Here is a 26013-nt window from a genome sequence, read left to right as displayed (position 1 = left end):
GGATCGCCACCGCCATCGATCGCGGAGGCCTGGCCGAGTGGCGTCGCATCACGCGTGCGGTGGAGCTCGATCCCCACGGTGAGGTCGCTCGAGATCTCGACGAGGCGCTGACGGTCGCGGAGAGTCCGGGTGTCACCGCGACCCTGCGGCGAACGCTCGAGCGTGCCCGTCTGACGGACAAGGAACGGCTCGGGCAGGACTTCGCGCGCCTCGTGCGGAGCACCGGCCTCACCCGGTCGGCCGTCGCCCGGCATCTCGGGACCTCGCGATCGCGCCTGTCCACCTACGAGACCGGCACCACGACCCCCTCCGCCGTGATCTGGCGCCGGCTCGAGGAGCTGGCACGTCCCCGACCGGTGCACCACCCCTGACCCGACGGCGCGGCGTCTGCTGCCACCAACACTTTCGAGATAGTTCGTGTCCTTCGTTCGCGTCCTCACGATCCGCACCCGCACCCCGCACCCCGCACCCCGTACGCGGCGCCCGCGGTGCCCACCCGCCATCGGTCGCGTCAGGTCGGTAGGACACGAATGAAGGGCACGAACCATCGCGAAACGGTGGAACCCCGGTTGGCGCGTGTGGGTGTGACGCGCGTCCGCCGCGGTGAGCTGCGGCTCATCAACCTCGCCGACGCCGAGGCGCCGGGTACGAAGCGTCAGGCCGCCTCGGCCACCCGGTCGGCGTCGCTCAGCACCATCACCCGACGGCGCGGCCCGCGCACGTAGCGCAGCTCCACGTGCCACGCCTTCCGCGCCCACCACATCGCCGCGAGGGCGATGAGGATCGAGGCGATCGAGCCGATGCCCACCGACCAGCGCGCGCCCCACGCCTCGGCGACCCAGCCGACCAGGGGTGAGCCGAGCGGCGTCGTGCCGAGGAAGACCATGAGGTACAGGCTCATCACGCGGCCGCGCATCTCCGGCGCCGTCGACATCTGCACGTAGGCGTTGGCGGCGGTGAGCATCGTGAGGGTGCAGAAGCCGGTGGGGATCGCGGCGAGCGCGTAGAGCTCGTAGGTGGGCGCCATGGCCATCAACCCGCTGGCGACGCCGAAGCCCAGCGCGGCGAGCAGCACCAGCCGCACGCGGGGCCGGGTCCGGCGCGCGGCCAGGAGCGATCCGGCGAGCGACCCGATCGCGAGGATCGAGCCGAGCAGCCCGTACTCCCCCGAACCCTTGTCGAAGATCGTAGTGGCCATGACGGCGGAGGTGAGCTGGAAGTTCAGGCCGAGCGCGCCGACCACGCCGAGCACCACGAGGATGAGCACGATGTCGGTGCGCCGGCGCACGTAGTCCACACCCTCCCGCAGCTGGCCCTTGCCGCGGGGCGCGTGCGCGAGGGGGTATCGGTCGCGGTCGCGGATGAGCAGGAGCGCGCCGATCGTGAACGCGAAGGTGATCGCGTTGGCGACGAACACCCAGCCGGCGCCGATCGCGGCGATCGCGAAGCCGGCCACCGCCGGGCCGATGAGGCGCGCCGCGTTGAACGAGGCGGAGTTGAGCCCGACGGCGTTGGGCAGCCCGTCGGCCGGCACGAGCTCGGCCACGAACGTCTGGCGCACGGGCGCGTCCATCGCGGAGGCGACGCCGAGCAGGAGGGCGAACACGTACACGTGCCAGAGCTCGACCACGTCGGTGAGGATCATGACGCCGAGCGCCGCCGCGAGCACACCCATCGCGCCCTGCGTGGCCATGAGCATCGCGCGGCGCGGCAGCCGGTCCGCCAGCAGCCCCGCGTACGGGGAGATGAGCAGGGCCGGGAGGAACTGCAGCGCGGTGACGACGCCGACGGCGACGCCGGAGTGGTCTGACAGCTCGGTCAGCACCACCCAGTCCTGGGCGACGCGCTGCATCCAGGTGCCGATGTTGGCGACGAGGGCACCGGCGAACCAGATCCGGTAGGCGGGGTGGCGGAGCGAGGCGAACGTGGTGCTCACTGGGTCGAGATCCTCCTGAGGACGTCGGCGGCGGCGGCGAGCGTGGCCAGCTCGTCGGGGGTGAGGTCGTCGAGGCGCTGCGCGAGCCAGGCGGTGCGGCGGCGACGGGTCTCGGCGATGACCTCGTGCCCGGCCTCGGTGAGGGTCACGAGCACGGCGCGGCCGTCGTCGGGATGGCTGGCCCGGGTGACGAACCCGGCCTCCTCGAGGCAGCGGACCGTGCGCGTCATCGACGGCGCGGCCACGTGCTCGAGGGCCGCGAGGTCCGACGGCGTGGCGGAGCCCGCCTCGAGCAGCCGGGCGAGCACGGAGTACTGCGCGAGGGTCACGTCTCCCCCGCGCTCGGCGCGCAGGCGCCGGGACGTCATCAGGACGGCGCGGCGCAGCTGCGAGGCCACCTCGTCGAGGTGGTCGGGGGTGGTGGTGGGCACGGCACTCAGTCTAGATGGTTACTTAGGCTAAGTAAATGGGTGGGCGGGTGGCCTCCGGCACACGACGACCCCGGGTGGCGGGGCCACCCGGGGTCGTCCGGTCTCACCTGCGGTCAGTACCCGAGCGCGGGCTCCTTCTTCGTCCCGACGAGCGGCTGGTCGTCGAGGTAGAGGTCGAAGTTCTCGCAGAAGTCGGCGCACAGTCGAGACATCATCCCGGTGGTGCGGAACGAGGAGTGCGGGGTGACGATCGTGTTCGCGGTCGTCCACCACGGGCTCTCCGGCGGCAGGGGCTCCTCGACGAAAGCGTCGACCACCGCGCCGGCGATGGTGCCGGCGTTCAGCGCGTCCTGCATGGCAGCCTCGTCCACCAGGGCACCGCGACCGACGTTCACCACCACGGCGTGATCCGGCATCAGCGCGAACCGCTCCGCTCCGAGGAGCCCCTGGGTCTCGGGCGTCAGCGGCATGGCGAGCACGACGTAGTCGGCGTCGGCCAGCTCGGTGTCGAGCTGCGCCGTCGTCACCACGCGTTCGAAGTGCTCCGCGACCGAGCCGCTCCGACTCACGCCGACGACCGACGCGCCGAGCGCGGCGGCGCGCCAGGCGACGGCCGATCCGATCGCGCCGGTCCCCAGCACGAGCACGCGGGACGCGGCGATCTCCCGGCCGGTGGACCGGATCCACTCACGGCGCTCCTGCGCAGCCATCAGCTCGCCCACGCCTCGCGCCGCCATCATGATCGCGGTGATCACGTACTCGGCGATGCCGTCGCTGTAGGACGTTCGCGAACGCGTGATCTGCAACCCCTCTGCGACGCGCCGCTCGAGCTTCGGACCACCCATCCAGTCGAACCCGGCAGCCGAGATCTGCACCCAGCGCAGGTTCTCGGCCCCCTCGAGGATCGCGTCGAACAGCTCGTCGGACATCGCGCTGCGGAACAGCACCTCCGCCTCGAGGTACTCCGGCCTCATCTCCTCGCCGTGCAGCGGCACGTGCACGAAGCGCGCCTCGGGGTACCGCGTGAGCAGGTCCGGCATCTCCGAGGCGAGGTTCTCGCTGATGAGGACGACGGGCCCGCCGCTCACGAGGTGGTCGCGGGTTGCGCGGCGGCTTCGGCCGCAGCGCGCTCGGCGCGGGCCGTGTAGGTGAGACCTCCCTTGGCCCACACGTCGTGCGACACCTCGTAGAGGAGCACGTGGGTGTTCTCCCGGGGGAGCCGTGGCGGACCAGGACGTCGGTCAGCTCGGCGATGATCTCCTCACGGGCTTCCTGCGGACGGGGACTCATCTCAACGCGGACGATGGCCATGACGTTCCTCTCGATCGATTTCAGGCGGGGATGCCGAGGTCGCCGCGACCGGCGATCTCGGACTCGACGGCGATGTAGGCGAAGGCGGCGTCGGCGCCGGTCGCGAGCACGTCCTGGAAGACGGCGTCGGCCGCCTCGACGTCGCCGCTGTAGAGGTACCAGTTGCCGAGGCCGTATCCGAGCGTCGCGGTGAGGATCGCGCTGCCAGTGATCTCGCTACGCAACGCGTCGGCCTCGAGCGTGCCGGCGTACAGGCGCATGCGCTGGTCGTACCCCTCCCCCGCGGCGTCCCACTCGTGCTGGACCGAGGCGAAGGTGTCGAGCAGCGCGGCCGCCTCGCCGTCGCGCCCGAGTCGACGCAGCGCCATGTACTGCCAGTCCAGGCTCGCGACCTTGCCCTCGTAGTGCAGCGAGGCGTCGAACGAGCGCGCGAACGTCCCGGCGGCGGCGGCGAGGTCGCCCGAGACGTACTCGGCGACGCCGAGGTGGTACCAGATCGCGGCGTGCAGGCTCGTCATGTAGTCGGCTGCCGCTGCGTCCTCGACGTCCTCGACCCGCGGGAAGTGCGGGAGGGCGAGCGACCGGCCGAGGACGAGGTTGACGGCGTCCGGCGCCACGCGGTTCTGGTAGAGCTCGAGCTCGTCCGGGACGTCCGGGATCTGAGCTGCCGCCTCGCGCAGGTCGTCGATAGCGCCGTCGAAGTCGCGCAGCGTGATGCGCCGGTGCCCGCGGTAGCGCAGGAGATGGATCTCGCCCGGGTTCTCGGCCAGCGCCTCGCTCAGGATGTCGACGGCGGCTGCGGGCTGCCCGAGGTACCCCTGGAGCCGTGCGGCGATGACGGCCCGGTCGATGCTTGTCGGTTCGGTCACGTGGTGTCCCTTCCTGGACGTGTCGCCCCCGGGTCGGCCGGGCCGACGTCGGGGAGGTGCTGGGTCAGTTCGTAGAAGCTGTCGACCTCGGTCCCGGGTGGCAGCGCGTACCCCCGGCGCGAGGCGAAGAGGTAGTCAGGATTGACGAGCGGCACCATCACGGCCGCCTCGTGCGCGCGCTGCATCGCGAGGTGGAGGTGCGGCAGTGCCGCGGCGTCGTCCTCGGCCGCGCTCGCGGTGGCGAGCGCAGCGTCGAGCTCCGGATCGCTGAAGCCCTGGCGGTTGTAGGAGCCGTCGGTCGCGAAACGACTGATCAGGCCGGCGAGCGGATCAGTACCCGCGCTCCAGCCCACCACGATCCCGTCGAAGGGCCATTCCTCCACCCCGTGGCGATCCATGCGGTGGTACTCCTGCCAGCCGATCGCGACCACATCGACGCCGATGCCGTGCCGCTCCCACTGCCGGCGGATGCTCTCGGTCAGGGCGATTCGGACCGCCTCGGTCTCCAGGCACGCGAGCCGCAACCGCACCTCTGCACCGCCGGTGTGCCAGCGCCCGGCGACCCTGACCCACCCCGCCCGCTCCAGATCGGCCGTGGGTGGGCCGACACCTGGAGGAGGAGCGGGCGGGGTGGACCAGTGACCCGGGGTGGTCGGCCACGGCTGTGGTCGGCCGATCCCGTGGAGCGCCTCCGCCACGAGGGTGTCCCGGTCGATCATGGCGGCGAGCGCCCGGCGCACACCGGCCTCACGCACGAGCGGTCGCGCGAGCGTGAAGGCCAGGGCGCGCCAGACCCTGGTGGGGATGCGGGCGACGTCGACGTCGCGCGCGCCGGCGAGCAGGTGCACGTGCTGGGGCTTGACCTGGGCGAGGTCGACCGCGCCGGCGAGGACGGCGCGCGCACGCTCCCCGTCGTCGGCCACGTGAACCATCTCGACCCTCGTGCAGCGGGCGCGCGGGCCGTGGTGGCCCTCGTGGCGGCGCAGCAGGCGTCGCCCCTGCGAGCTCTCCTCGACCCGGTAGGGCCCGGCGCCGACGAGCAGGTCCTGCATCGCGCCGTCGCGGACCTCCTTGTCGTCCACCAGGTGCCGCGGGACGACGGCGACGCGGGCCAGCAGGTGCGTCAGTCGAGGCTGCGGGGACCCCAGCTGCAGACGCACCTCGCTCCCCCGGAGCTCGACGCCTGCCACGCCGTCGACACGGCCGGGCAGCGTGCCGCGCGTGCTCGGCTCGGCCGCGAGCGTGAGCGAGGCGGCGAGGTCGGCGGCGACGACGGGCGCCCCGTCGTGCCAGGTGGCCCCCGGCCGTGCGGTCATGGTGTGGGTCAGCCCGTCCGGGCTGACGTGGTGGGTGCCGACGAGGTCGGGCTGCACCCGACCGCGGTGGTCGACGCCGTAGGGGCGGGCGTGGATCGCCGAGGTGAGCTCGTTCCAGCTGAGGGTCGGGTCAGCCCGATCGAGCGGGAGGGTCGCCGCGAAGCGCATCATGTCCTGCACGGTCGTCACCTCCGTCGGTCGGTTCGTGGGTCGGTGGTCGATGCGATTGCTCGGTGAGCGGAGGGCCGGGGTGGCGGCTCGGACGGAGCGCCCGTGCCGCCACCCGAACCTCACGAGGCGGGCTCCAGCCAGAGGTACTTGTAGATGTTGAAGTTGGGCGTCTGGTCGCCGCGGTACCCCATGACGTCGGCCCCGACGACGTCGTAGTCGGCGGTGAGGAACGTGAAGGCGGAGGGGCCGCGCGTGGCGAGGATCATCTCGGCCTCCTGATAGAGCTCGGCGCGGGCCTCGGCGTCGGTCTCTCCACGCGCGTCCTCGATGAGCTGGTCGAACTCCGCGTCGCTCCACCCGCCATAGTTCAGTCCGCCGTCGGTGGTGAAGCCGGCCGTGAAGCGCTCGTCGGGGTCGGACCTCATGCCGAACCCACCCTGGTAGAGCTCGAAGTCGCCGTCGGCCACGATCTGGGTGGAGACCGCGGACTCGACCGGGACGATGGTCGCTTCGATACCGATCGCACGCAGCTGCTCCTGCTCGACCTCGGCCTGGCGCACCTGGAAGGCCGAGGTCGCGATCACGGTGATGGTGGTCTCGAAGCCGTCGGGGTAGCCGGCCTCCGCCAGCAGGTCGCGCGCCGTGTCGAGATCGGGCTCGCCGTAGACGGGCTCGGTCAAGGCTCCGAAGCGGTCGTCGGGCAGGTACCCGCCGTTCAGTGGACGTCCCTGCCCCGAGTAGGCGACGTCCAGCAGCTCCTGGCGGTCGAGGGCGTGGAAGACGGCCTGACGGACGAGCACGTCGTCGAACGGGGGCTTGGTCGTGTTCATCACGAGCTGGAGGGGAGCGACCCGGACCCGCCGTACCACTTGACCGCGGAGTCGGACTTGAGGCTGTCGATGAACTCGGGCGCCGGCCGGAACAGCACGTCGACGTCACCGCTGCGGATCGCCGCGGCGCGTGCGTTGTCGTCGGGGTTCCACGTCATGTCGATCCCGTCGACGTGCGGGAGCTCCGGGTTCCAGTAGTCGGCGTTGGCCGTCAGCACGATGTTGCGGCCGACGTTGTGCTCGGCTAGCACGAACGGACCGGTGCCGCCGTCGGGGACGCCGAGACCGCCGGCCTCGACGACCTCCCGGTCCACGACCGAGGCGGAGAGCGAGGCGAGCTGCGCGAGCATGGGCGCGTGGGGGCGTGACAGGTTCAGGACCACCGTGGACTCGTCGGGGGTGTCGACCGACTCGATGACGGCGTAGCTGCTGCCGGACGGCGAGAGCGTCTCTGGATCGGCCACGCGGGCGAGGGAGTAGGCGACGTCCTCGGAGGTCACGGTGCGGCCGCCGTGGAAGGTCGCCCCCTCCCGGAGCGTGAAGGTGTAGGTCGTCCCGTCGTCGGACATCTCCCACTCCTGCGCCAGGGCCGGGACGATCTCGCCGCGGACGTTCTCCACGAGGCCCTCGTAGACGAGTGCACCGACGATCACCCCGGTCGTGTCCGTGGCGACGTGCGGATCCAGCTTGTCCGCATCAAGCCGCAGGAGCATGCGCAGCGTTCCACCGTCGACGGGCTCGCCCGTCTCGTCGTCCTCGAGGCGTACCTCGGCGCCGACCGTCTCGGTGGTGCCGCCCGTCCCACCGTCCGTGGCGGTCGCCGTCCCCTCCCCCGACGGGGGCGCGCCACCCTGGGAGCAGCCGGCCACGGCGACCAGGGCCACCGCGGCCGCGAACGCGGCCTTCCTCACCGTTCTCAACCGCATGCTCCACACCCTTCACCGAATTCCGAGACCAGCTGACAGAATTGATCCTGGGCGGGTCAAAGCATTCCGTCAAGTCGAGAAGCCGCCTTTAACGACGTGGTTACACGAACGCGCTCTCGCTACGAACTTCGGATATTCTTGCGGCCATTATCGGGAAACACCTCGAGCCCCGCGGCGGCGCGGGGCTGGAGGGTCGAAGGGATCAGAGCTCGTCGAGATCGACCTCGGCCGCGATGTAGGCGCTGCTGATGGAGTCCCCGAGGCGGACCACGCGCTCGAGCGCCCGGCGGGACGCCCCGTCGTATCCGGCGACACGGTAGTGGGAGGCGACCCCGTAGCCGAGGGTGGCGATGGCCAGGGGGTCGGCCGTGTCGTTGCGGAGCAGCGCCTCGGGCCCCAGCTCCCCGCGGTACATGCGCAGGCGCTGCTCGTAGCAGGACGCCAGGCGGGCGACCATGCCGGACCACGCAGCACGCCGGGACAGGTCGACGCCGTCGAGCTCGGCCAGCACCGCAGAAGCCGCGGATTCCCGCCCTTCGCGTGTCAACGCGAGGTACTCCCAGTCCAGCGCCGCCATCGCGGCGCCCGACTCGGTCGACTCCTCGCGCGCACGCCGGAAGGCAGCGGCGGCAGCCCCGAAGTCCCTGCCCACGTACCGAGCCACACCGAGGTGGTGCCACGTGGAGACGCCGGTGGTGATCCGCACGTCGTTGCCGCCCCGCAACGGCGTGTCGGCACTGCGACCCAGGAGGTCGTTGACGACCTCGCGGGTGACCTCCTCGCGATAGACCTCGGGCTCGGTGGCCCCTCCGCTGACCGCGGCGGCCTCGAGGTCTGCCCTCGCGCCGTCGTGATCACGGGCGATGAGCCGTTTCACACCGCGCAGACCGAGCAGCAACCCGTCCCCGGGGAATTCGGCGAGCGCGTCGTCAAGAATGTCGACGGCGTCGCGGTGCGCCTCGAGATAGCCCAACATCCTCGCAGCAAGAACGTATCTGTGCCGGCGTTCCACCACTGTCACCTCGCGTCCTTTTCGTCCTGCTGATCACATTCGTCCACCGAGGTCTCGTCATCTCTCGGGGAAGTGGCACGCGACCTCGTGACCAGGGGTGATTGCGACGGGCACCGGCCGTTCGCTCGCGCACACCTCCTGGGCCTTCCAGCACCTGGTGCGGAACCGGCAGCCGGAGGGCGGGTCGAGCGGACTGGGGATGTCGCCGCGCAGCACGATCCGCTCACGACCCGCCTCGACCACGGGGTCCGGTACGGGGACCGCCGACAGGAGCGAGACCGTGTACGGGTGCGCGGGGGCTCGGTAGAGGTCGTCCGCGTCCGCGATCTCCACGATCGCGCCGAGGTACATGACCGCGACCCGGGAGGAGAGCTGGCGGACCACGGCCAGGTCGTGGGCGATGAAGAGACACGTGAGGCCGAGCCGGCGCTGGAGGTCGGCCAGCAGGTTGATCGTCTGCGCCTGCACCGAGACGTCGAGCGCGGAGACCGGTTCGTCGGCGACGACGAGCTGCGGCTCGACCGCGAGTGCCCGCGCGATCCCGATGCGCTGACGCTGACCGCCGGAGAACTCGTGCGGGTAGCGCGCCGCCCACGCCGGATCGAGGCCGACGGTGCGCAGGGACTCGGCGACGCGGTCCCTCCGCTGAGCCGCCGGCACCCCGCGGTGCACGCGGAGGGAGTCCGCGATCGACTCGCCGACCGTCATGCGCGGGTTGAGCGAGGAGTAGGGGTCCTGGAAGACCATCTGCATCCGGGTGCGCATCTCACGCATCTGGGCCGGTCGGAGGGTGGCGATGTCGACGCCGTCGAACCGCACGCGCCCGCCGGAGGCGCGCTCCAGCCGGAGGAGTGCCCGCCCCGTCGTCGACTTCCCGCTGCCCGACTCCCCGACGAGCCCCAGGGTCTCCCCCGCCCGCACCGTGAAGCTGACGCCGTCGACCGCACGCAGCTCGCGCGCCCCGACCCGCCCGCGGCGTCGCAGCCGGAACGTCACCGCCAGGTTCTCAACCTCCAGCAGTGCGGTGCCGTCGTGGCCGACCGGCCCGTCGACCACGCTCGCGTCGTGCGGCGCCACATCGACCGGCGCGCTCACGCGACCTTCCCCGCATCCGCCAGGACAGCCAGCGCCTCGCGGTCGGTGCCGTCCACGCCTCGCAACCACCCGCCGTCGGGGTGCTCCTGAGTGCCCCAGCACCGTGCCAGATGGCCAGGTCGGACGACCTCCAGCGCGGGCGGGCGGGTGCGGCAGATCTCCCGGGCGAACGCGCAGCGGGCCGCGAAGCGACACCCGGGTTGCGGCTGCGACAGGTCGGGCGGGGTCCCCTCGATCGGGACGAGCGGCTGGGACCGGTCGGAGTCCAGGCGGGGCACGGAGGCCAGCAGGCCCCACGTGTACGGCATGCGGGGCGCGGCGAACAGGTCAGCCGTCGTGGCGGTCTCCACGATCTGACCGCCGTACATGACCGTGACCCGCTCGGCCATACGGGCGACGACGCCGAGGTCGTGGGTGATCAGGAGGACGGCGGTGCCGAGCTCGGTGCGCACGCGATCGAGGACCTCGAGAATCTGCGCCTGGATCGTCACGTCGAGGGCGGTCGTGATCTCGTCGGCGAGGATGAGCGCGGGGTCGCAGGACAGACCCATGGCGATCATCACGCGCTGCCTCATTCCCCCCGAGAACTGGTGCGGGTAGGAGCGCAGGCGCGTCGCGGCGTCGGGGATGCCGACGAGCTGCAGCAGCTCGACGGCGCGCGTCCGCGCCTCCTCTCGCGAGAGCGATCGATGCGCGCGCATCGCCTCGGTGAGCTGGCGACCGATCGTCAGCACCGGGTTGAGCGAGCTCATGGGGTCCTGGAAGACCATCGCCACGCGGGAGCCGCGGATGCGGCGGGGGTCCTTGACCGAGAGGAGGTCCTCGCCCTCGAAGCGGATGCTCCCGCCCGTAACGCGCCCGGCCGGCGCCTGCACCAGCCCCATGATCGACAGCGCCGTGACGGACTTGCCGCTGCCCGACTCCCCCACGACCGCGACGGTCTCCCCCTCGGCGACGGTGAACGACACGTCGTCGACGGCGCGCACGGTCCGCGAGCGCGTGCGGAACTCCGTGCTCAGGTTCTCGACCTCGAGAAGCACGATGCCACCTCCGCTAATTCGTACGTAACAAGGGGGAAACAATCCGGATTTCGTACATCTGGATCGTTGCACATCCGATATGCGGTCGTCTAGTGTCGGCGGCAAGCTCATCGGAAAGGGGGCGCCATGTCTGATCGGTCCCGTGAGGTCGATCGCCGCATCGTGGCGGAGCTGCACCGCGACTCGCGCCAGACGAACGTCGCGATCGCACGGAAGGTGGGGCTGACCGAGGGGGCGGTGCGCCGCCGTATCGAGAACCTGGTCGCGGCCGGCGCGGTGCGGTTCACGATCGAGACGTCACCGGACCTGCTCGGGAGGCACACCACGGCGCTCCTGCGCGTGCGGTGCGCCCCGCACCTGGTGGACGAGGTCATCGCCGCCCTCGCCTCGCAACCGGCCCTCGAGCGCGTCTACCACGTCACCGGTCAGTTCGACCTGACCGTTGTGGGCCACTTCGAGTCCACCACGCACCTGCGGGAGTTCACGATCGAGACGATCGGTGCGATCGCAGGTGCCGTGGAGATCCAGTCGGAGATCGTGCTCCAGGCGTTGACCGTGCCGCCCGAGGGCGCCAAGGCGGTACCGGATGACGAGGTCGACGGCGACGGCGGCGTGGCCGACGGCGCGAGCCTGGCCGGGAGCGGCGCCTGATGGGCCGCCTCATCGCCTCTCGAGCCCTCGCCACGATCCCGGTGCTCCTGGGGATCGCGGTCGTCTCGTTCTTCATGATCCGGCTCGTCCCGGGGGACGTGGTCGACTCCATCCTCGGCACGGAGTACGCCGACCCCGTCCTCGAGGCTCAGATGCGCGCCTACTACGGGATCGACCAGCCGGTGCACGTGCAGTTCGTGCAGTGGTTCGGCGGGGTGCTGCGCGGGGACCTCGGGGTGTCCTACCGCACCGGCCGGCCGGTCACCGAGGAGATCCTCACGCGCTTCCCCGCGACGCTCGAGCTGACGCTCGCGGCGCTGGTCGTGTCGGTCGCCATCGCGGTCCCGCTCGGGGTGCTCTCCGCGGTTCGGCGCAACGGCGCGATCGATGTCACGGCGCGGGTGACGTCGCTCATCGGCCTGTCGATCCCGAACTTCTGGCTCGGCATCCTGCTGATCCTGGTGTTCGCGGTGCACCTGCGCTGGCTCCCCTCGGGCGGGTCGACGGAGTTCAGCCTGACGTGGGACCACCTGCGCCACCTGATCCTCCCGGCGGTCACCCTGGGCTCGAGCCTCGCGGCGGTGACGCTGCGGATGACTCGCTCCTCCCTCCTCGAGGTGCTCGGGGAGGACTACGTCCGTACCGCTCGGGCGAAGGGCCTGCGCACGCGCGCGGTCGTCGGGGTGCACGGGCTGCGCAACGCGCTGATCCCGGTGGTCACGGTGGTGGGTATCCAGGCGGGCGCACTGCTGGGCGGCACGGTGGTGGTGGAGCAGGTCTTCTCACTCCCCGGGCTGGGCACCCTGGTGGTCAACGCGATCGGCACCCGCGACTACGCGATCGTCCAGGGCAGCGTGATGTTCCTGGCAGCGTTCTACGTGCTGGTGTCGCTGATCGTCGACATCGTCTACCTCTACCTGGATCCGAGGTTGCGCCATGCTCGTTGAGGAGCTCACGACCGTCGCCGTGCCGACACCGCGCCGGGTCCGCCGTCGCTGGAGCGAGCGGTGGCCGTCGCTGCACGCGCTGACCCGCGACCGGGTGGGGGTGACCGGTGGTCTCCTGGTGCTGGTCATCACGGTCGCGGGCCTGCTGGCACCGTGGATCGCGCCCTACGACCCGCTCGCGATGTCCTCGGGCAACCGTCTCGCGCCGCCCGGGGCCGTCTTCCCCCTCGGTGCGGACGAGGCGGGGCGAGACCTGCTCAGCCGTGCGCTGTACGGCGCCCGCACCTCCTTGACGGTGAGCCTCACGGTCGTCGGGCTCTCGGCCCTGATCGGGGTGACGCTGGGGCTGTTGTCGGGGTACTACCGCGGGATCGTCGACGGCGTGACGATGCGCCTGATGGACGTGCTGTTCGCTTTCCCCACGATCCTGCTGGCGCTGGCGGTGGTGGCGACGCTCGGGCCGGACGTCCGCAATCTGGTGCTCGCCCTCACGGTGGTCTTCATCCCGTCGTTCGCGAGGGTCACCCGGGGGGCGGTGCTCACGGTCAGCACGGAGCCCTACGTCGAGGCGGCCCGGGCGGTGGGCCTGCGGGACGGGCGGATCCTGCTCCGGTACGTGCTGCCGAACGTGGCGGCCCCGGTCGCGGTGCAGTTCTCCACGAGCTTCGCCGCGGCGATCCTGACGGAGGCTTCCCTGGGCTACCTGGGCCTCGGGGTCCCCCGCCCACGCCGTCCTGGGGAGCGATGCTCGCGGGCGGCAAGTCGTTCATGGAGACCTCGATGTGGCCCTCGGTGGTGCCGGGGATGTTCATCCTGCTGACGGTGCTGGGGTTCAACCTGCTGGGTGACGCGCTTCGCGACTCTCTCGACCCGCGACTGCGGGGTAGGGCCTGAGAGCTAGGGTCGGACCGTGCCCGCCGCCCCGCGCTCGCCCTATGCCGCCGCCCTGGGCCCGGAGATCGCGCAGCTTCACCCCACCCTCCGGCGTTACTTCGCGACTATCCCGCCCGGCAACCGCGGCGTGGGAGAGGGCGTCTTCGACGTCGCCGGCACACCCCGCCGCTGGTTGTGGCCGCTGCTCCGGCTCCTGCAGCGCCACGGTGTCGTCCTCGCCGGCTGGGAGCGGGACGTGTCGTTCCGGATCGTCAACCGGACCGTCGGGGGTCGGCCGTGGCCGTGCGCGAGCTCGACCTGCCGGGCGGCACCTGGGTGATGCGCGACGACGTCGTGCGCTCGCCCGCCGGAGGCGTCACCGACCGCCTCGGCTCCCCCGCCATCCTGGCCGCCACGTTCGACGTCGCGGTCGTGGGTGACGCGCTGGAGCTGACCAGCCGCACCCTCGGCCTCGCCCTCGGTCCGCTGCGCCTGCGCGTCCCGCGGGTGGTGAGCCCGACCGTCCGGCTGCAGGAGTCCTTCGACGCCGCGAGCGGCCGCCAGCGCGTCGACCTCACCGTCGTCCACCCCCTGCTCGGTCGCCTGTACGGCTACAACGGTCTGTTCACCTACCGGATCGAGAAGGAGCCCGCGTGACGACGGCGCTCCCGTTGCGCCGCCCCGAGAGGGGCCGGAGGATGGAGCCCGACGGCGGAGCGCGAGGAGGTGCAGCGATGGTGGCACCGCGCTGGGGCACGAGCACCGACCGCCGCCCGCTGCGGGTGGCCGGGATCGCCCTGGCGTGCGCTGCGGCGCTGGCCGCGTGCACCCCGGACGCCCCCGAGGCGACGCCGCCGTCCCCGACGGCCTCCCCGGTCGCGCTGGCTCCGACGGCGCCGGACCCGACCCCGACCGCTCCCCCGCCGCCCCGGCGCGCGCCCGAGCCGCCGCCGGTCCAGGAGCGCCAGGAGATCGGCGCGACCTACGGCACGGTCACGATCGACCGGTTCGGCGAGGAATGGGTGATGCCGCTGCACGAGGGCGTGGACAAGGCGATCATCGACCGCCCCGGGATCGCGCACTACCCGGACTCGGCCACGCCGGGCAGCTTCGGGAACATCGCCCTCACGGGCCACCGCACCACGCACAGCGCCCCGCTGTACGACATCGACCTCCTCGAGGCGGGCGACCGCATCACGGTCACGACGGCGACCGGCGAGTTCACCTACGAGGTCACCACGCACGAGATCGTGAACCCGGACGCGATGCGGGTGATCTCCCCCAACCCGCAGTCACCGGACTCCCCCGCCGAGACGTCGATGCTGACGCTCATCGCGTGCCACCCCAAGGGGTCGGTGGCGCAGCGGTGGGTGACGTACGCCGAGCTGGTCGGGTCGGCGTCGGTCTGACTCGATCCGGCGGTCACGGTCGCGCCGTCACAGAGAACCATGACCGCCAGGTCCGCGAACTGGAGCCTCCGGGTCGACCTCTGGCTGCGGTGTCGTTCACGGTCGTGCCCCCTCTCCCCGGGTTCGGTCCGACGCGGAGCGGCGTTGGGCCTCGAGGTAGGCCACGCCCGCCAGGACCGGCAACCAGTAGTGGGGCTGGTTGTAGAAGGTCGACGTCATGCCGAACACCAGCAGGACCACGACGACGGCGGCCGCCCCGACCAGCTCGCGCGTGGCGGCTGCCCGGACGGCGAAGATGGCCAGGGCCACCACGATCCCGGTGACGGCAACCAGGAGAAAGATGCCGCCCTGCATCCACGCGCGGAGGATCATCATGTGCACGACCAGGTCGCTGGTCACCGTCGACTGTCCCGCGGGGTCCATGCCGGTCCCCACGACCGGGCTCTCCGCGATCCGGTCGAGAGCGAAACCGTACGTGTCGAGACGGACCAGGAAGGAGGCGACCCCCTCGCCGCTCGCTCCCACCACCTCCTCCGCACGGTCCGAGACCCCCGGGAGGACGGCGCGAGGATCGGCGCCGCCCACACCGATGACGGCCACGCCGGTCGCCAGCGCGGCACCCGCCCCGAGCACGAGCTTCCACGGACGGACGATGGCGACGAAGCAGAGAAGACCGACGACGAGGCTGAGCAGGGCGCTGAGGCTGCCGCTGAGGAGGAGCACCCCGATGTTCAGGACGACGACGCCGATCAGGATCGAGCGGCGGCCACGCCCGACCACGGCGAGGCCGAGGCAGACGACGACCGCCACGACCGCCATCAGACCGAGGATGTTGGGGTGGTGCGCGAGCCCGTTGACACGTCCGCCACGGGCCGTGAATCCGAGAACCGACACGCCCACGGACTGCAGGACCCCGGCGAGGGCCGAGAGCGACTGGACGAGGAGGAAGCCCGCCGTCGCGAGCGTCGTGAACCTGTCGCTGCGCCGGACCTGGAAGAGAAGACATCCGGGGACGAGCGCGACGAGGAGCGCAAGCCACGCCGCGACCGTAACGCTCGCGACCACCGTCGTGGAGAACCCGCTGACCAGCCCGCCCGCGAGCGTGAGCAGTCCGAAGGCGACCGTGCCGGGAAGACCCCGGTACTGCGAGAAACGACCCAGACCCGCACAGACGAGGCCCAGCAGCACCGGGAGGTACCTGATCGCCGGCCCCGTCTCGATGTAAACCAGCTGCTGGACGGGGACCGACGCGATCACGGCGATCCACGCCCACCCCAGCACCCCGGGCCCTCGGCCTGCTGCGGGGCCGGCGCGTCGGGTCCCTGGCGGGCGGAGCGCGACCACGGTCACGCGATCGCCGCCGATCCTCGGCGACGGAGTCGGCGCATGTCAGCCACCCCGGTCCGGACCGACGCCCGGACCGCGGGGACGAGCACGCTCCCGGTCGCGAGGCACACGAGGGCGCCCAGGGCGCCGAGGCCCAGCGGGAGCCACGTCCCCGGTACCCACCGAGCGATCGCGGCCGTCGACAGGAGCACGGGCAGGCACCACACCACGAGGTGGACGAGGGCCGGGCGGAGAAGGGCGCGCGAACCGATCTGCAGCGCGCGGCCCGCCCACACCGTTCCGAGCAACCAGGCGACCAGGTAGCCCAGCGCATGTCCCCCGGCGACCCCGACCACGCCGAGGTTCAGCCCGAGCGCCATCAGGACGACAATCAGGGGCTGCGTGACGAGGTAGAGCCGGAGCTGGCTAGTAGTCCGCCCGCTCGACACGAACGACCAGAAGTTCACCTGGGCCAGGGCGCGGAAGACCCCGCCGATGCACAGCGCCCTGAAGATCGGCACGGAGTCGCTCCACTGCGGACCGAGAAGGACGGCCACCACCTGCTCGCCCAGTCCGGCGAGGGCGCAGTAGCCCACCGCCACGACGAGGCCCCCGTACAGCTGACCGCGCACGAGGAATCGCGAGAACCTCTCACGGTCCGGCCAGGCGCGCGCGAGCACCGGGACCGCGACCCGGGTCAGGGGAGCCTGAACCTGCGTCAGAGGCGCCACGGCGAGCTGGTAGGCACGGCTGTAGAGCCCCAGCGGGCGTGCGCCCAGGACGGCGCCGATGAGGATGGTGTCGGCGTTCTTTGCCGCGTACGCGAGCACCTGAGTTCCCATGAGGCCCGCGCCGAACCCGACCAGCTCCCCCATCGGTGCGCGCCGCGGGAGCCCCGGGGCGAAGCCGCCCCACACCGTGCTGAGGCCGGCGGCGACCACCGCCGCCACGACCTGCTGCAGCACCAGCGCCCAGTAGGACCCCGTCCCCGCGGCGACCACCACGGCGACGAGGAGACCGGACGCCGCAGGAAGGAGCTCGATCAGCGCCAGCCGCCCGAAGCGCATCGACCGCGTGATCTCGGCCCTGAACTGGGCGGAGAACCCGGAAAGGACGAAGACGGGGGCCACGGCAGGCAGGACATCCGTCAACCGCTCATCGGAGAACAGGCCGGCCAGCGCCGGCGACACCAGCACCAGGACGACGGCGCACACGACACCGAGGAACCCGTTCATCCAGACGAGATTGACGCGCTGCTGGCGCGACAGGGAGGCGGCCTGCACGGCCGCGAGCGGGAGCCCGAGGTCTCGCACCAGCTCGCCCAGCGCCACCACGCTGAGGACGACGGCGAGCAGGCCGAAATCGGCCGGGCCGAGCAGTCTCGAGAGCACGGCGGTCGACGCCAGGAGGATGAGCAGCTTGCCGCCCTGCGACGCGACGGTGATCCCCGCCCCGCGGGCGGCCACCGTCCCCAGGGCGGCGGTGTCAGGCGCCGCCACCACGACCCCGGACGACGGTGGGCGGTCCGACCTCCGACCGCAGCCCCGCGACCTCGTGCCTCGCCCACGACATCCGCTCCCGCAGCTGCTCTCCGAAGTTCAGCACGTCCTCGCGGGTGAGGGCCGGGAGCCGGTCGCTCGGCGTCCCCTCACCGCGGCCGACGAACGTCAGGTCCACGGCGTCGAAGTGCCGCCGGGACTTCCCTCCGGCGCTGGGGACCCAGGCCAGCGGGATCGCCCCCTCGGTCGCCGCTGTCACGAGTACGTGCAACCGGTCGGAGACGGTGACCAGCGAACGGCCGTAGACGTCCCGCAGACGCTCCTCCTGCTCCGCGTGGTCGGAGTCTCCCGGCCACGTCACCGCAGTCGCACCGAGACGGGCGGCGGCCTCGAGCGCGTAGTCCTGGTCGCGCCGCACCTGGACCACCGTCGTGAGCTCGAGCCCTAGCTCGTCGGCCAGCGCGACGACCCAGGACCACCACGCGTCGTCGGGGAACGGGCGGTCCCCGCGCAGCGACACCGTCAGGAGTGGCCGGTCGCCGCTCCTGGCCCACCGCGTCGGCTCCGTCCCCTCCCCGAAGGCCCAGTCGAGCCCCGTCCGACCGGTGCCCAGAAAGGCCGTGGTGTCGGCGTCGCGCCAGACGGCGAGCGACGACAGTCGGGCCGCGGCCCGGTAGACCGCCGCCAGGGGGCCGGCCCGGCGGCAGGGACGCCCGCCCCCACCCACACGGCCCTGCCCGACCTCGCCCTCGTCAGCGCGATGAGGGGAAGGAGAAGGCCCAGCTTCACCGCTCCGCGCCCAGACACGCGCATCTCACCCGCGTTGATCGCCAGGGTCGAGCGGCCGCACAGCGCCCCCGGAACGCCATCGCGTACCAGGCCCACCACGAACGGACGAGGACGTCCCGCGGGGAGAGGTCGAGGCCGGCCTCGAAGTCCGGGCTCGCCTCGCGCACCCAGACCGCCGCGCCGCGCCCGCCGGACACGGCGCTCACGTATGGACGGCGGAGCAGCGAGTCCCCGATGTTGTCGTCCTGCCCCGTCGCCCACACGAAGGATCGTCGGGTCCGAGGCCGCGTCGACCCGGCCCGTCGTACCAGCTCCGCCCCGGTGGCGAACGAGGGACCCGGGTGGGTGACCACGGTGCTCGCGAGCTGCGTCAGTCCCGGCCCCCACTCGCGGCGCCGGAGGTGCCCCAGGGCCCGCCGCCGCTGTGCAGCTGCCTCGACCTCGCGGGGTGTCGCGACGGTGACGTCGAGACCGAGGTGCTCGACGTAGTGCGCCCTGATCCGTTCCTTGTCCCTCAGCGGCCCGTCCGACGCGGCGCTCGACTTGCCCTGCAGCATCCGGTATTCGAGGGCCGGCAGGTCGTGCTGCTCGACCCCGCCGACGAGGGCGAGGCGGATGGCTAGCTCGTAGTCCTCCGCGTAGCGCGTGGCGATGAGGGGGATGTCGAGGTCCGCGGCGTCGACCGCGCTCCGGCGCCGCACGACGGCGGCTCCGGGTGGCCACGGTCCGTGGCCCCGCTCGAGGAGCGTGGTCGCCGTGATCTCACCGAACCGACGGGCGAGCGGCGTGCGTCTGCCGTCCGGCAGAACGCCGACGACCCGTCCCGCCACGACGCTGAGGCCCGGCTCCGCGGCCAGGCGAGCGACCGACGCGCGTACGCCATCGGGCAGCAGCTCGTCGTCGGCGTCGAGGAAGACGACGAGGTCCGACGTCGTCAGCGACAGGCCGTGACGACGCGCTCCCGACGCTCCGACGTTCGTCTCGAGGGCGACTACCTCGGCACCCGCGGTCCGCGCGGCGGTGACGGTGTCGTCGGAGGAGGCGTCGTCGACCACCAGCACGCGGTGGGCACCGGAGGCGAGGCCGCTGGAGACGGCGGCGGCGATCGTGCGCGTGGCGTTGTAGGCGGGGATGACGACGGTCAGCTCGGTCATGACTCGTCCTTTCCGGTGTAGCAGGAGAGGAGCCTCTCCCTCTGGACGGGTGCGGTGTTCTCCGCGAGGGCCAGCCGCCACTCCCGCACGTTCTCGGCGCGGACGGCCGGCGAGTCGAGGGAGGCGAGCATCGTGAGGAACGCGTCCTCGGTGTCGAAGACCCACCGCTGCGGGCAGTGGTCGAACGGCGCCGCGCGGCGCGCCAGGACGGGGACGCCCGATCGCGCCGCCTCCAGCACCGCCATCGGGAACCCCTCCCACCGCGCGGTATGGACGTAGACGCTCGTCCCGCCGAGCTCGCGCGCCACCTGCGACTGCGGGACCCACCCGGTGATCCGCACACCGGCATCCTCGAGCGCCCTGCAATCCGTCTCACCTCCGCCGACCCAGACGAACGGCAGGTTGCGACCCGGACCGTCCCGGTGGGCCCTCGCCATCGTGGCGAACACGGCGGGGTCCTTCTGCCTGCTGAGTCGACCGACGGCGACCACGGTCTCGACCGGCCCGTCCGGGCGCGTCGGCGGCGAGAGCGGCGCGTCGGCGACGTTGGGCACGTGCACGACACGCACCCGGTGGTTCAGGGACCGCGTGAGTGCGGCCTCACGCGGCGAGCAAGCGGCCACGACGTCGGTCCGCACCGACAGCAGGCGCTCCACGGCCCGGATCGCGGCCCGTGCACCACGGGACAGGTCGGCCCGCTCGAACGCGTAGCAGTGCGGCGTGTAGACCACCCGCGCGCCGTGCGGCCTGACGACGCGAGCGAGGAGACCGCCGTAGCTCGAGTGGGCGTGGATGGCGTCGGGCCTGATCCTCGCGACGGCGTCGCGCACGCCCCGCAGCAGCGCGACCTGACCGCGCCGTGCATCCACCGTGGCGAACCGCCCCAGCTCGCCGTCGTCCACGTAGTCACCGTCGCGGACGGCGATGACGGCGTGGTGCTCCGCGTCCGGGGTCGCTCGCACGTACGAGGCGATCGCCGAGGCGACACCACCACCCCACGCCTCCGTCACGTGGACCACCCTCATCGCGCGACACCCGCACGTGCGGCGGCCAGACCGCCGACCCGCTCGACGAGCTCCCGGTGACGCGCGGCGACGGCCGGGAGCCTCTCGTTCACGCTCGCCCAGTAGGTAGCCGGGTCCTCCGTGATCTCCCGGACACCGGCGAGCACGGTGTCCACGTCCACGTTGCGTGCGTTGTGGACGTGGCGGGCGATGCCGAGATCCTCGAACGCCCCCCACCCCTTCCGCTCGTAGCTGAGGTGTATGGTCGGGCTCCCCGCCAGCAGCGCCGCCATGGACCCGTGCAGCCGGGTCGAGATCACGACTCTCCGTGTCCCGCCGGCCAGCACGTCACGCAAGAGAGGTGGGTCGTCCGTGCCTGCGAGGCGCGCGGTCAGCGGGACGTCGTTGTTGTTGCTCGCGGTCGACTGCACCGCCCACACCGGTCCGAGGGCCCGGCCGAGCCCGTCGAGCAGTCGATGGTAGTTCCTCGGCCCGGGGAGCTCGCGGGCGACCACCACGGGCACGTCGTCGATCGTCCGCGCCTGGAGCGCCCGGTCCATCGTCCCGGCCTCGAGGACGGCGAGGTCCGGGAAGCGCTCCAGGGTCCCCGCGGCCGCGAGCTCGGCACGTGAGCGATCATCCCGGACGCAGACCAGGTCGATGCGTGCCAGGAGACGCTGCACCAGGCGACGCACCGGTGCCGGGTAGGGCCCGATGCTCTGGGGCAGGTAGACCGAGGGTGCCGTCGACCGCGCGACCAGGCGCAGCTGCGAGACGTGGGCCAGGAAGCTCTTCACCCCCTCGCCGACGGTGCTCGCCCGGAGGTAGCCGCCGCCGACCGCTACGATCAGATCGGCGTCCGCGAACGCGGCGCGCAGGGCGCGGTGGGGACCGAGCACGCCGGCCAGGAGCACGGCGCGACGAGGATCGGTGACCTGCGCGGCCGGACTCCACTGCACGACGTCGCTCGTCCCGAACGCCCCGGCGTCGAGCGCGACGCACACGATCTGCGCGTCCGGGACCGCCTGGTGCACGACGTCGCGGGCAAGGTCGACTAGGAGGCCGTCGCCCGTGTTCCTGGGGCTGTAGGCGTGGACGAGCAGGATCTTCATGTCGTCTCCGTCCGGAGTGCCTCGATGATGCGACTGGGGCCGTCGCGACGGGTCGCGGCGGCGAACGCCTCGCCCGAGAGCCGGCGCCGGGTCTCGGGTTCGCGCAGCTCGGCGATCCTCGCCACGAGCTCGGGTCCGTCCGCGAACAGACGCACTCCGCCCTCCTCGGCCAGATCGACGAACGCCGGGATCCTGCTGCCGAGGAGGCCGCGCGAGCGTCGGCGCGCCTCGGCCACGACGACCGGGTTCAGCTCCGCCCGACTCGGCATCAGGATCGCGTCGCACCAGTCGAGAAGGGGAGTGACGTCGGCCAGGGGGCCCTCGAAGGTCACCGTCACGCCGGTGGGCAGCGACGAGAGCGCCACCCTGAGGTCCTGCTCCTCGGGTCCGGTTCCCGCGATGCGCAGGTGGAGGGGACAGTCGAGGTCGGCCAGGAGGCCCGGCAGACGGTCGAGCCCTTTCTGGTCCGTCAGGCGTCCCGCGAAGGCGAGCCGCACCTCGTCGGCGAACCCGTCCCGGGCCGGGACGTCCTCCATCGCGACCGTGGCGACCTCGTTCGCCTCGAAGGTCGCTCGACCTCGGTCGGCGAAGCGGCGCGCCACGATCTCCTCCACCGCTCTGCGCGACGGCGCGGTGACGAGGTCGGCACGGCGGGTGAGGCGGCGGACGAGAACCGACTCGAGCCGGGCACGGACGCGGGCCGCACCCCCGCCTCCGCCCTCGTCCGCGCTGGGGAGCTGATGGAACGAGCACACGACCGACCCGGCGGACCGGCGAACCGCCCGTGCCCGGACCCCGAGGACGACGTGGCTGGCTCGCATCAGCGAATAGATCGCGTCCGCATCCCGGGCGGCCCGGACTGCGCCACGCGCCGCGACGAGGACCCCTAGCACCGACCGGGGCTGATCCAGCTCGGTCACCTTGCTCGCGTGCCGGGCGACGGCGGCGACGTCCGTACTTCCCCGGAAGAGCACGAGGAGCGACACGTCCACCGGATCGAGGCGCGCGAGCAGCGCCTCGAGAGCCTTCTGCGCGCCACCCCCCATGAGCCACGGCACGACCACGAGAACGGACGGGCGGGCGGGTGACGGGGCGTTCATCGACGACCCTTCTGCTTCACCGGCGTGTACTCGTAGTAGGAGTACGAACCGCGCTTCTCGACCGGAACGCGGTTCATGACGATCCCGAGGACCCGTGCCTCGACGGTCTCCAGGGCGGCGACGGCCGTCTGCAGCTGCGGACGGTGCGCGACGTTGGCACCGGCGACGACCAGTGCGCCGTCCGCCTGGCGCGCGAGCACCGCTCCGTCGGTCACGGGGAGCAGCGGTGCCGTGTCCAGGACGACCACGTCGTACCGCTCGACGAGCTCGCCCAGCAGCGTCCTCATCTGCCTGGACCCCAGGAGCTCGCTGGGGTTCGGAGGCGTCTCACCGGAGGCGAGCAGGTCCAGCGTCGAATCGCCGTACGTCTGGACCACGTCCTCGAGCGAAGCCCGGCCGATGAGAACGGTCGTCAGGCCCACCGCCCCCTCGATCGCGAAGAGCTTGGAGATCGTGGGCCGGCGGAGATCGGCGTCGATAAGGAGGACGCGGCTGCCAGCATCAGCCATCGCCAGCGCGAGGTTGGCCGCCGTCGTCGACTTCCCCTCGCCGGGGAGCGACGACGTAACGACGATCGACCGCGGTCGGGCGGAGGCGTCGAGGAACTGCAGGTTGGTGCGCAAGCGTCGGATCGCCTCCGCACGCAGGCTCAGCGGATTCGACGCGATGACCAGCGGGTCCGCTGTTGCGGACGGGTCGTAGGCCACGGCACCCAGGACGGGACGATCGGTGACGGCGCCCACGTCGCCCTCCGAACGGATGCGGGTGTCGAGGGTCGTCCGGAGGACGGCGATCCCGATGCCCAGGAACACCCCGGCGAGCAGACCCACGGCGAGGTTGAGGCGCGCGTTCGGCGAGGCCTGGGACATCGGCTCCACGGCGTTGCGGGTCACCGTGATGCGCACGGGCGACACGGCCGAGTCCAGCGGCCGCTGCAGCTCTGGCAGCACGACGGCCATGCTTCCAGCGACGGCGTTGCTCAGATCGGCCGCCTCGACCGGATCCCCCGCCTCGACGGTGACGTCGATGAGGGATGTCCCCTGCTTGACCACGGCGCTGACACGGCCGGCGAGCGACGCGGCTGCGACGTCGAGCCCACGCTCGTCGATGATCGGGTTCAGCACGAGGGGGCTCGTAGCCAGATCCGCAAATCCCGCCACCTGGCTCTGCGAGAAGGTCGACCCTTGGGCGAGGTTCTGGGTCGAACCGTCCTGCGTCTGCACCGAGACGTAGATCTGACTGGTCGACTCGTACGTCGGGCTGGTGACGAGGGTGAGCAGCCCGCCCGCGAGAGTTCCGGTCAGCATGCACACGAGCACTAGGCTCCAACGCTCCCGCAGGATGGTGATGTAGTCCCGCAGGTCCATGGTGGTCTCACTTCCGTTCTGAGATCGGCGCCCGAAAGCACCGGGGCCGGGCACGCTCACGAGTTGGCGGCGCAACCGACGTCGATGCTGGGCACGAGCTCACGCGATCCGGGGGTCGTGCGTAGGGTGGGCGCGCTCGCGGTCCGCTTGGCCGTCAGGAGCTCGACCGCCAGTTCGGTCGACCGGCCCGGGTCCAAGCTCACCGTGGTCAGGGCGACCGGCACGTTGCCCTGCCTCTGACTGAGCACCGGGAGCTCCCCGTCGGACCCCGAGAACGACACCGAGACGACGGAGCCATCGGCCGGGGCGAAGATCGCGAGATTCGTCCGGACGACCCCCGCAGGAACGAACGCACCGCCGCCCGTCACGTAGGCCGGGAGCTCGGCTGGGTCGGGGACCGTCGAGGTGAGACGCACGGTGACGCGGAGCCTCGAAGACCCGTCGGGCCGACACTCCGAGACGGTCATACCCGCGTCCAGGTCCACGTAGTAGCCCACCTTCGCGCCGGTGCCGTCGTTGAGGTAAAGGCCGACCTCGGGCCGCGTCGGATCAACCCCCGCTGCACCCGCGAGCTGAGTCCCGGAGAGCAACGCCTGTTCGACGGGATCGTTGGACCACAGCATTAGGCGCCCCTGGTCGCTCGACCGCACCAGCGACGTGACCGCCGCCTGAGCATCGCCGCTCCCCCGGACAGCGCCGTGAAGATGCTGGCCGCCGCGTCGGCGAAGAACACGTCCTGCCGTGCCGGGTCCGGCTCGTCCAGGTAGACCTGGTTCAGCAGGTACTGCGCGGCGTCGTCGGCGGTCAGAGTCAGGCCCGCTTCGGTCGTGACCGGTCCGGTCGCGCCGAGCAGGCCCGCGAGGGCGACCGGGTCGAGCGACAGCACCCCCGCGGGGGCCTCTCCGCGCTCGGCGACCCACATGTCGCTCGCGAGCTGGGCGGCACGCGGGAAGTCCGGCGTGCTCGTGACGTTCAGCATGAACCGGCCCAGCTGCGTGCCGAATATGGCACGTTCGCTGTCGGACAGGTCACCCACGGGCTCCTCGAACGAGATCGAGTTGCCGGCGACCTGCTCGACGAGCTCGATCGACCCGCCGTCGGCGCGCAGCACGAGCACCGAACCGACGATCCCGCCCAACGCACGCGGCTCGGCGTTGTTCTGCACGAGCACGAGGTAGTCGCGCGGGCCGTCGATCCCCATCATCGGAGGGATCAGCTGAACGGCGCGCGAGGCGGTCGCGGTCGAGAGCCGCAGGTCGACCAGCTCCCCGGAAAGCTGGTCGACGGCGTCGCTCACCTGGGGCAGCAGGGCGGTGCGGTCGATCGCCACGAGCGAGTCGATCGCTGCGTTCACGCCGTCATCTGCCGCGATGACGACGGGTGCAGCGTCCGCCACGCCCTGCACGTCCACACGTCCGTCCCGCGGGGCGAGCGCCGTGGGGCTCGCGGCCGCCGCGACGGCCGGGAGGCTCGGCAGCGGGCCCTCCGCGAGGTCGGACACGGTCCTGGCGAGCGTCTGGACCGCACGGACGTTCGGCCCCATGCCGGGCAGCCAAGACGTTAGCTTCCAGTGAGGACGGCCCGTGGTCGCCACTGCGCTGGAAGCCGCGTCGCGCAGGGTCTCGACGGAGGTCGTGACGGCCTCGTCGTCGCCGGCGAGCACCTGGTCCTCGAGCTGAGGAACGACGCTCGCCGCCTCGACCAGCTGATCACGCACGCGGAGCGCGTCCACCGCGGTCCACGCACCCGCCACGGCCACGACGGCTACACAACCGAGAAGGACCCAGCCGAGCACGCGTCCAGTGCGGCGACCGCGCGTGCGTCGGACCCTGGTCCGGCGCCGGC

General features: G+C 72.0%; 25 protein-coding genes and 1 pseudogene. 6 read left to right on the top strand and 20 right to left on the bottom strand.

Annotated elements, in window-relative coordinates:
- Positions 1-59 precede the first annotated feature (59 nt).
- Positions 60-371: a helix-turn-helix domain-containing protein gene (locus tag QQK22_RS01980; protein WP_284249037.1), complete on the top strand. Its 312-nt coding sequence runs from the start codon at positions 60-62 to the stop codon at positions 369-371.
- Positions 372-655: 284 nt separating this feature from the next.
- On the opposite strand, the gene QQK22_RS01975 is transcribed toward QQK22_RS01980, so the two are convergent.
- The 10 genes from QQK22_RS01975 to QQK22_RS01935 all read right to left on the bottom strand — a co-directional run bounded on the left by QQK22_RS01975 (position 656) and on the right by QQK22_RS01935 (position 10937).
- A complete protein-coding gene (locus QQK22_RS01975; protein ID WP_284249036.1) occupies positions 656-1936 on the bottom strand; it encodes an MFS transporter in 1281 nt (426 codons plus the stop codon).
- A complete protein-coding gene (locus tag QQK22_RS01970; protein ID WP_284249035.1) occupies positions 1933-2367 on the bottom strand; it encodes a MarR family winged helix-turn-helix transcriptional regulator in 435 nt (144 codons plus the stop codon). Before QQK22_RS01970 ends, QQK22_RS01975 begins: the two co-directional genes overlap by 4 nt.
- Before the next feature lie 113 nt (positions 2368-2480).
- On the bottom strand, positions 2481-3455 hold the full coding sequence (locus tag QQK22_RS01965) for a D-2-hydroxyacid dehydrogenase (RefSeq protein ID WP_284249034.1): 975 nt from the start codon (positions 3453-3455) through the stop codon (positions 2481-2483).
- A 243-nt stretch (positions 3456-3698) separates the two neighbouring features.
- Positions 3699-4547 (bottom strand): tetratricopeptide repeat protein, encoded by an 849-nt coding sequence (locus QQK22_RS01960; protein ID WP_284249033.1) that lies wholly within the window; start codon positions 4545-4547, stop codon positions 3699-3701.
- Positions 4544-6034: an ABC transporter substrate-binding protein gene (locus QQK22_RS01955; RefSeq protein WP_284252485.1), complete on the bottom strand. Its 1491-nt coding sequence runs from the start codon at positions 6032-6034 to the stop codon at positions 4544-4546. Before QQK22_RS01955 ends, QQK22_RS01960 begins: the two co-directional genes overlap by 4 nt.
- 119 nt (positions 6035-6153) lie before the next feature.
- Positions 6154-6864 carry an ABC transporter substrate-binding protein gene (locus QQK22_RS19125; protein WP_431310177.1) on the bottom strand — a complete coding sequence of 237 codons (711 nt, stop codon included), beginning with the start codon at positions 6862-6864 and terminating at the stop codon, positions 6154-6156.
- The gene (locus tag QQK22_RS19120; protein WP_431310119.1) at positions 6864-7775 is read right to left on the bottom strand and encodes an ABC transporter substrate-binding protein; all 912 of its coding nucleotides are present in this window, start codon (positions 7773-7775) and stop codon (positions 6864-6866) included. Before QQK22_RS19120 ends, QQK22_RS19125 begins: the two co-directional genes overlap by 1 nt.
- 217 nt (positions 7776-7992) lie before the next feature.
- On the bottom strand, positions 7993-8766 hold the full coding sequence (locus QQK22_RS01945) for a hypothetical protein (RefSeq protein ID WP_284249032.1): 774 nt from the start codon (positions 8764-8766) through the stop codon (positions 7993-7995).
- A gap of 93 nt (positions 8767-8859) precedes the next feature.
- A complete protein-coding gene (locus QQK22_RS01940; RefSeq protein ID WP_284249031.1) occupies positions 8860-9897 on the bottom strand; it encodes an ABC transporter ATP-binding protein in 1038 nt (345 codons plus the stop codon).
- Positions 9894-10937 (bottom strand): ABC transporter ATP-binding protein, encoded by a 1044-nt coding sequence (locus tag QQK22_RS01935; RefSeq protein WP_284249030.1) that lies wholly within the window; start codon positions 10935-10937, stop codon positions 9894-9896. Before QQK22_RS01935 ends, QQK22_RS01940 begins: the two co-directional genes overlap by 4 nt.
- A gap of 126 nt (positions 10938-11063) precedes the next feature.
- Between QQK22_RS01935 and QQK22_RS01930 the strand changes: the two genes are divergently transcribed.
- The 5 genes and pseudogenes from QQK22_RS01930 (at position 11064) to QQK22_RS01905 (ending at position 14817) form a co-directional block, all read left to right on the top strand.
- Positions 11064-11588 carry an Lrp/AsnC family transcriptional regulator gene (locus QQK22_RS01930; RefSeq protein WP_284249029.1) on the top strand — a complete coding sequence of 175 codons (525 nt, stop codon included), beginning with the start codon at positions 11064-11066 and terminating at the stop codon, positions 11586-11588.
- Positions 11588-12535 (top strand): nickel ABC transporter permease, encoded by a 948-nt coding sequence (gene nikB / locus QQK22_RS01925; RefSeq protein ID WP_284249028.1) that lies wholly within the window; start codon positions 11588-11590, stop codon positions 12533-12535. The genes QQK22_RS01930 and nikB overlap by 1 nt, the downstream gene beginning before the upstream one ends.
- A complete protein-coding gene (locus tag QQK22_RS01920) occupies positions 12525-13355 on the top strand; it encodes an ABC transporter permease (RefSeq protein ID WP_284249027.1) in 831 nt (276 codons plus the stop codon). Before nikB ends, QQK22_RS01920 begins: the two co-directional genes overlap by 11 nt.
- A gap of 90 nt (positions 13356-13445) precedes the next feature.
- A pseudogene (locus QQK22_RS01910) lies at positions 13446-14065 on the top strand (DUF4166 domain-containing protein).
- Between the two features lie 77 nt (positions 14066-14142).
- Positions 14143-14817: a class E sortase gene (locus QQK22_RS01905; RefSeq protein ID WP_284249025.1), complete on the top strand. Its 675-nt coding sequence runs from the start codon at positions 14143-14145 to the stop codon at positions 14815-14817.
- 96 nt (positions 14818-14913) lie between these two features.
- On the opposite strand, the gene QQK22_RS01900 is transcribed toward QQK22_RS01905, so the two are convergent.
- From QQK22_RS01900 to QQK22_RS01855, 10 genes are all read right to left on the bottom strand, one after another.
- Positions 14914-16098, bottom strand: coding sequence for an O-antigen ligase family protein (locus QQK22_RS01900; protein WP_284249024.1), 1185 nt, complete (start codon positions 16096-16098; stop codon positions 14914-14916).
- Positions 16099-16163: 65 nt separating this feature from the next.
- Positions 16164-17642 (bottom strand): lipopolysaccharide biosynthesis protein, encoded by a 1479-nt coding sequence (locus QQK22_RS01895; RefSeq protein WP_284249023.1) that lies wholly within the window; start codon positions 17640-17642, stop codon positions 16164-16166.
- Positions 17629-18162 (bottom strand): hypothetical protein, encoded by a 534-nt coding sequence (locus QQK22_RS01890; protein ID WP_284249022.1) that lies wholly within the window; start codon positions 18160-18162, stop codon positions 17629-17631. Before QQK22_RS01890 ends, QQK22_RS01895 begins: the two co-directional genes overlap by 14 nt.
- A 265-nt stretch (positions 18163-18427) precedes the next feature.
- Positions 18428-19585, bottom strand: coding sequence for a glycosyltransferase family 2 protein (locus QQK22_RS01885; RefSeq protein WP_284249021.1), 1158 nt, complete (start codon positions 19583-19585; stop codon positions 18428-18430).
- Entirely contained in the window at positions 19582-20595 is a 1014-nt protein-coding gene (locus QQK22_RS01880; protein WP_284249020.1) for a glycosyltransferase, read from the bottom strand. Before QQK22_RS01880 ends, QQK22_RS01885 begins: the two co-directional genes overlap by 4 nt.
- 11 nt (positions 20596-20606) lie before the next feature.
- Positions 20607-21701 carry a polysaccharide pyruvyl transferase family protein gene (locus QQK22_RS01875; protein ID WP_284249019.1) on the bottom strand — a complete coding sequence of 365 codons (1095 nt, stop codon included), beginning with the start codon at positions 21699-21701 and terminating at the stop codon, positions 20607-20609.
- Positions 21698-22801 (bottom strand): glycosyltransferase family 4 protein, encoded by a 1104-nt coding sequence (locus QQK22_RS01870; RefSeq protein ID WP_284249018.1) that lies wholly within the window; start codon positions 22799-22801, stop codon positions 21698-21700. Before QQK22_RS01870 ends, QQK22_RS01875 begins: the two co-directional genes overlap by 4 nt.
- Positions 22798-24168: a tyrosine-protein kinase domain-containing protein gene (locus QQK22_RS01865; RefSeq protein ID WP_284249017.1), complete on the bottom strand. Its 1371-nt coding sequence runs from the start codon at positions 24166-24168 to the stop codon at positions 22798-22800. Before QQK22_RS01865 ends, QQK22_RS01870 begins: the two co-directional genes overlap by 4 nt.
- Before the next feature lie 56 nt (positions 24169-24224).
- Positions 24225-24584 (bottom strand): hypothetical protein, encoded by a 360-nt coding sequence (locus tag QQK22_RS01860; RefSeq protein ID WP_284249016.1) that lies wholly within the window; start codon positions 24582-24584, stop codon positions 24225-24227.
- A gap of 206 nt (positions 24585-24790) precedes the next feature.
- On the bottom strand, positions 24791-25885 hold the full coding sequence (locus tag QQK22_RS01855) for a DUF4012 domain-containing protein (RefSeq protein WP_284249014.1): 1095 nt from the start codon (positions 25883-25885) through the stop codon (positions 24791-24793).
- Between the last annotated feature and the right edge of the window lie 128 nt (positions 25886-26013).

It is taken from the genome of Litorihabitans aurantiacus (genome assembly GCF_030161595.1).
In the GTDB taxonomy this organism is placed as follows: domain Bacteria; phylum Actinomycetota; class Actinomycetes; order Actinomycetales; family Beutenbergiaceae; genus Litorihabitans; species Litorihabitans aurantiacus.
This window is presented reverse-complemented; position numbering and strand designations above follow the sequence as displayed.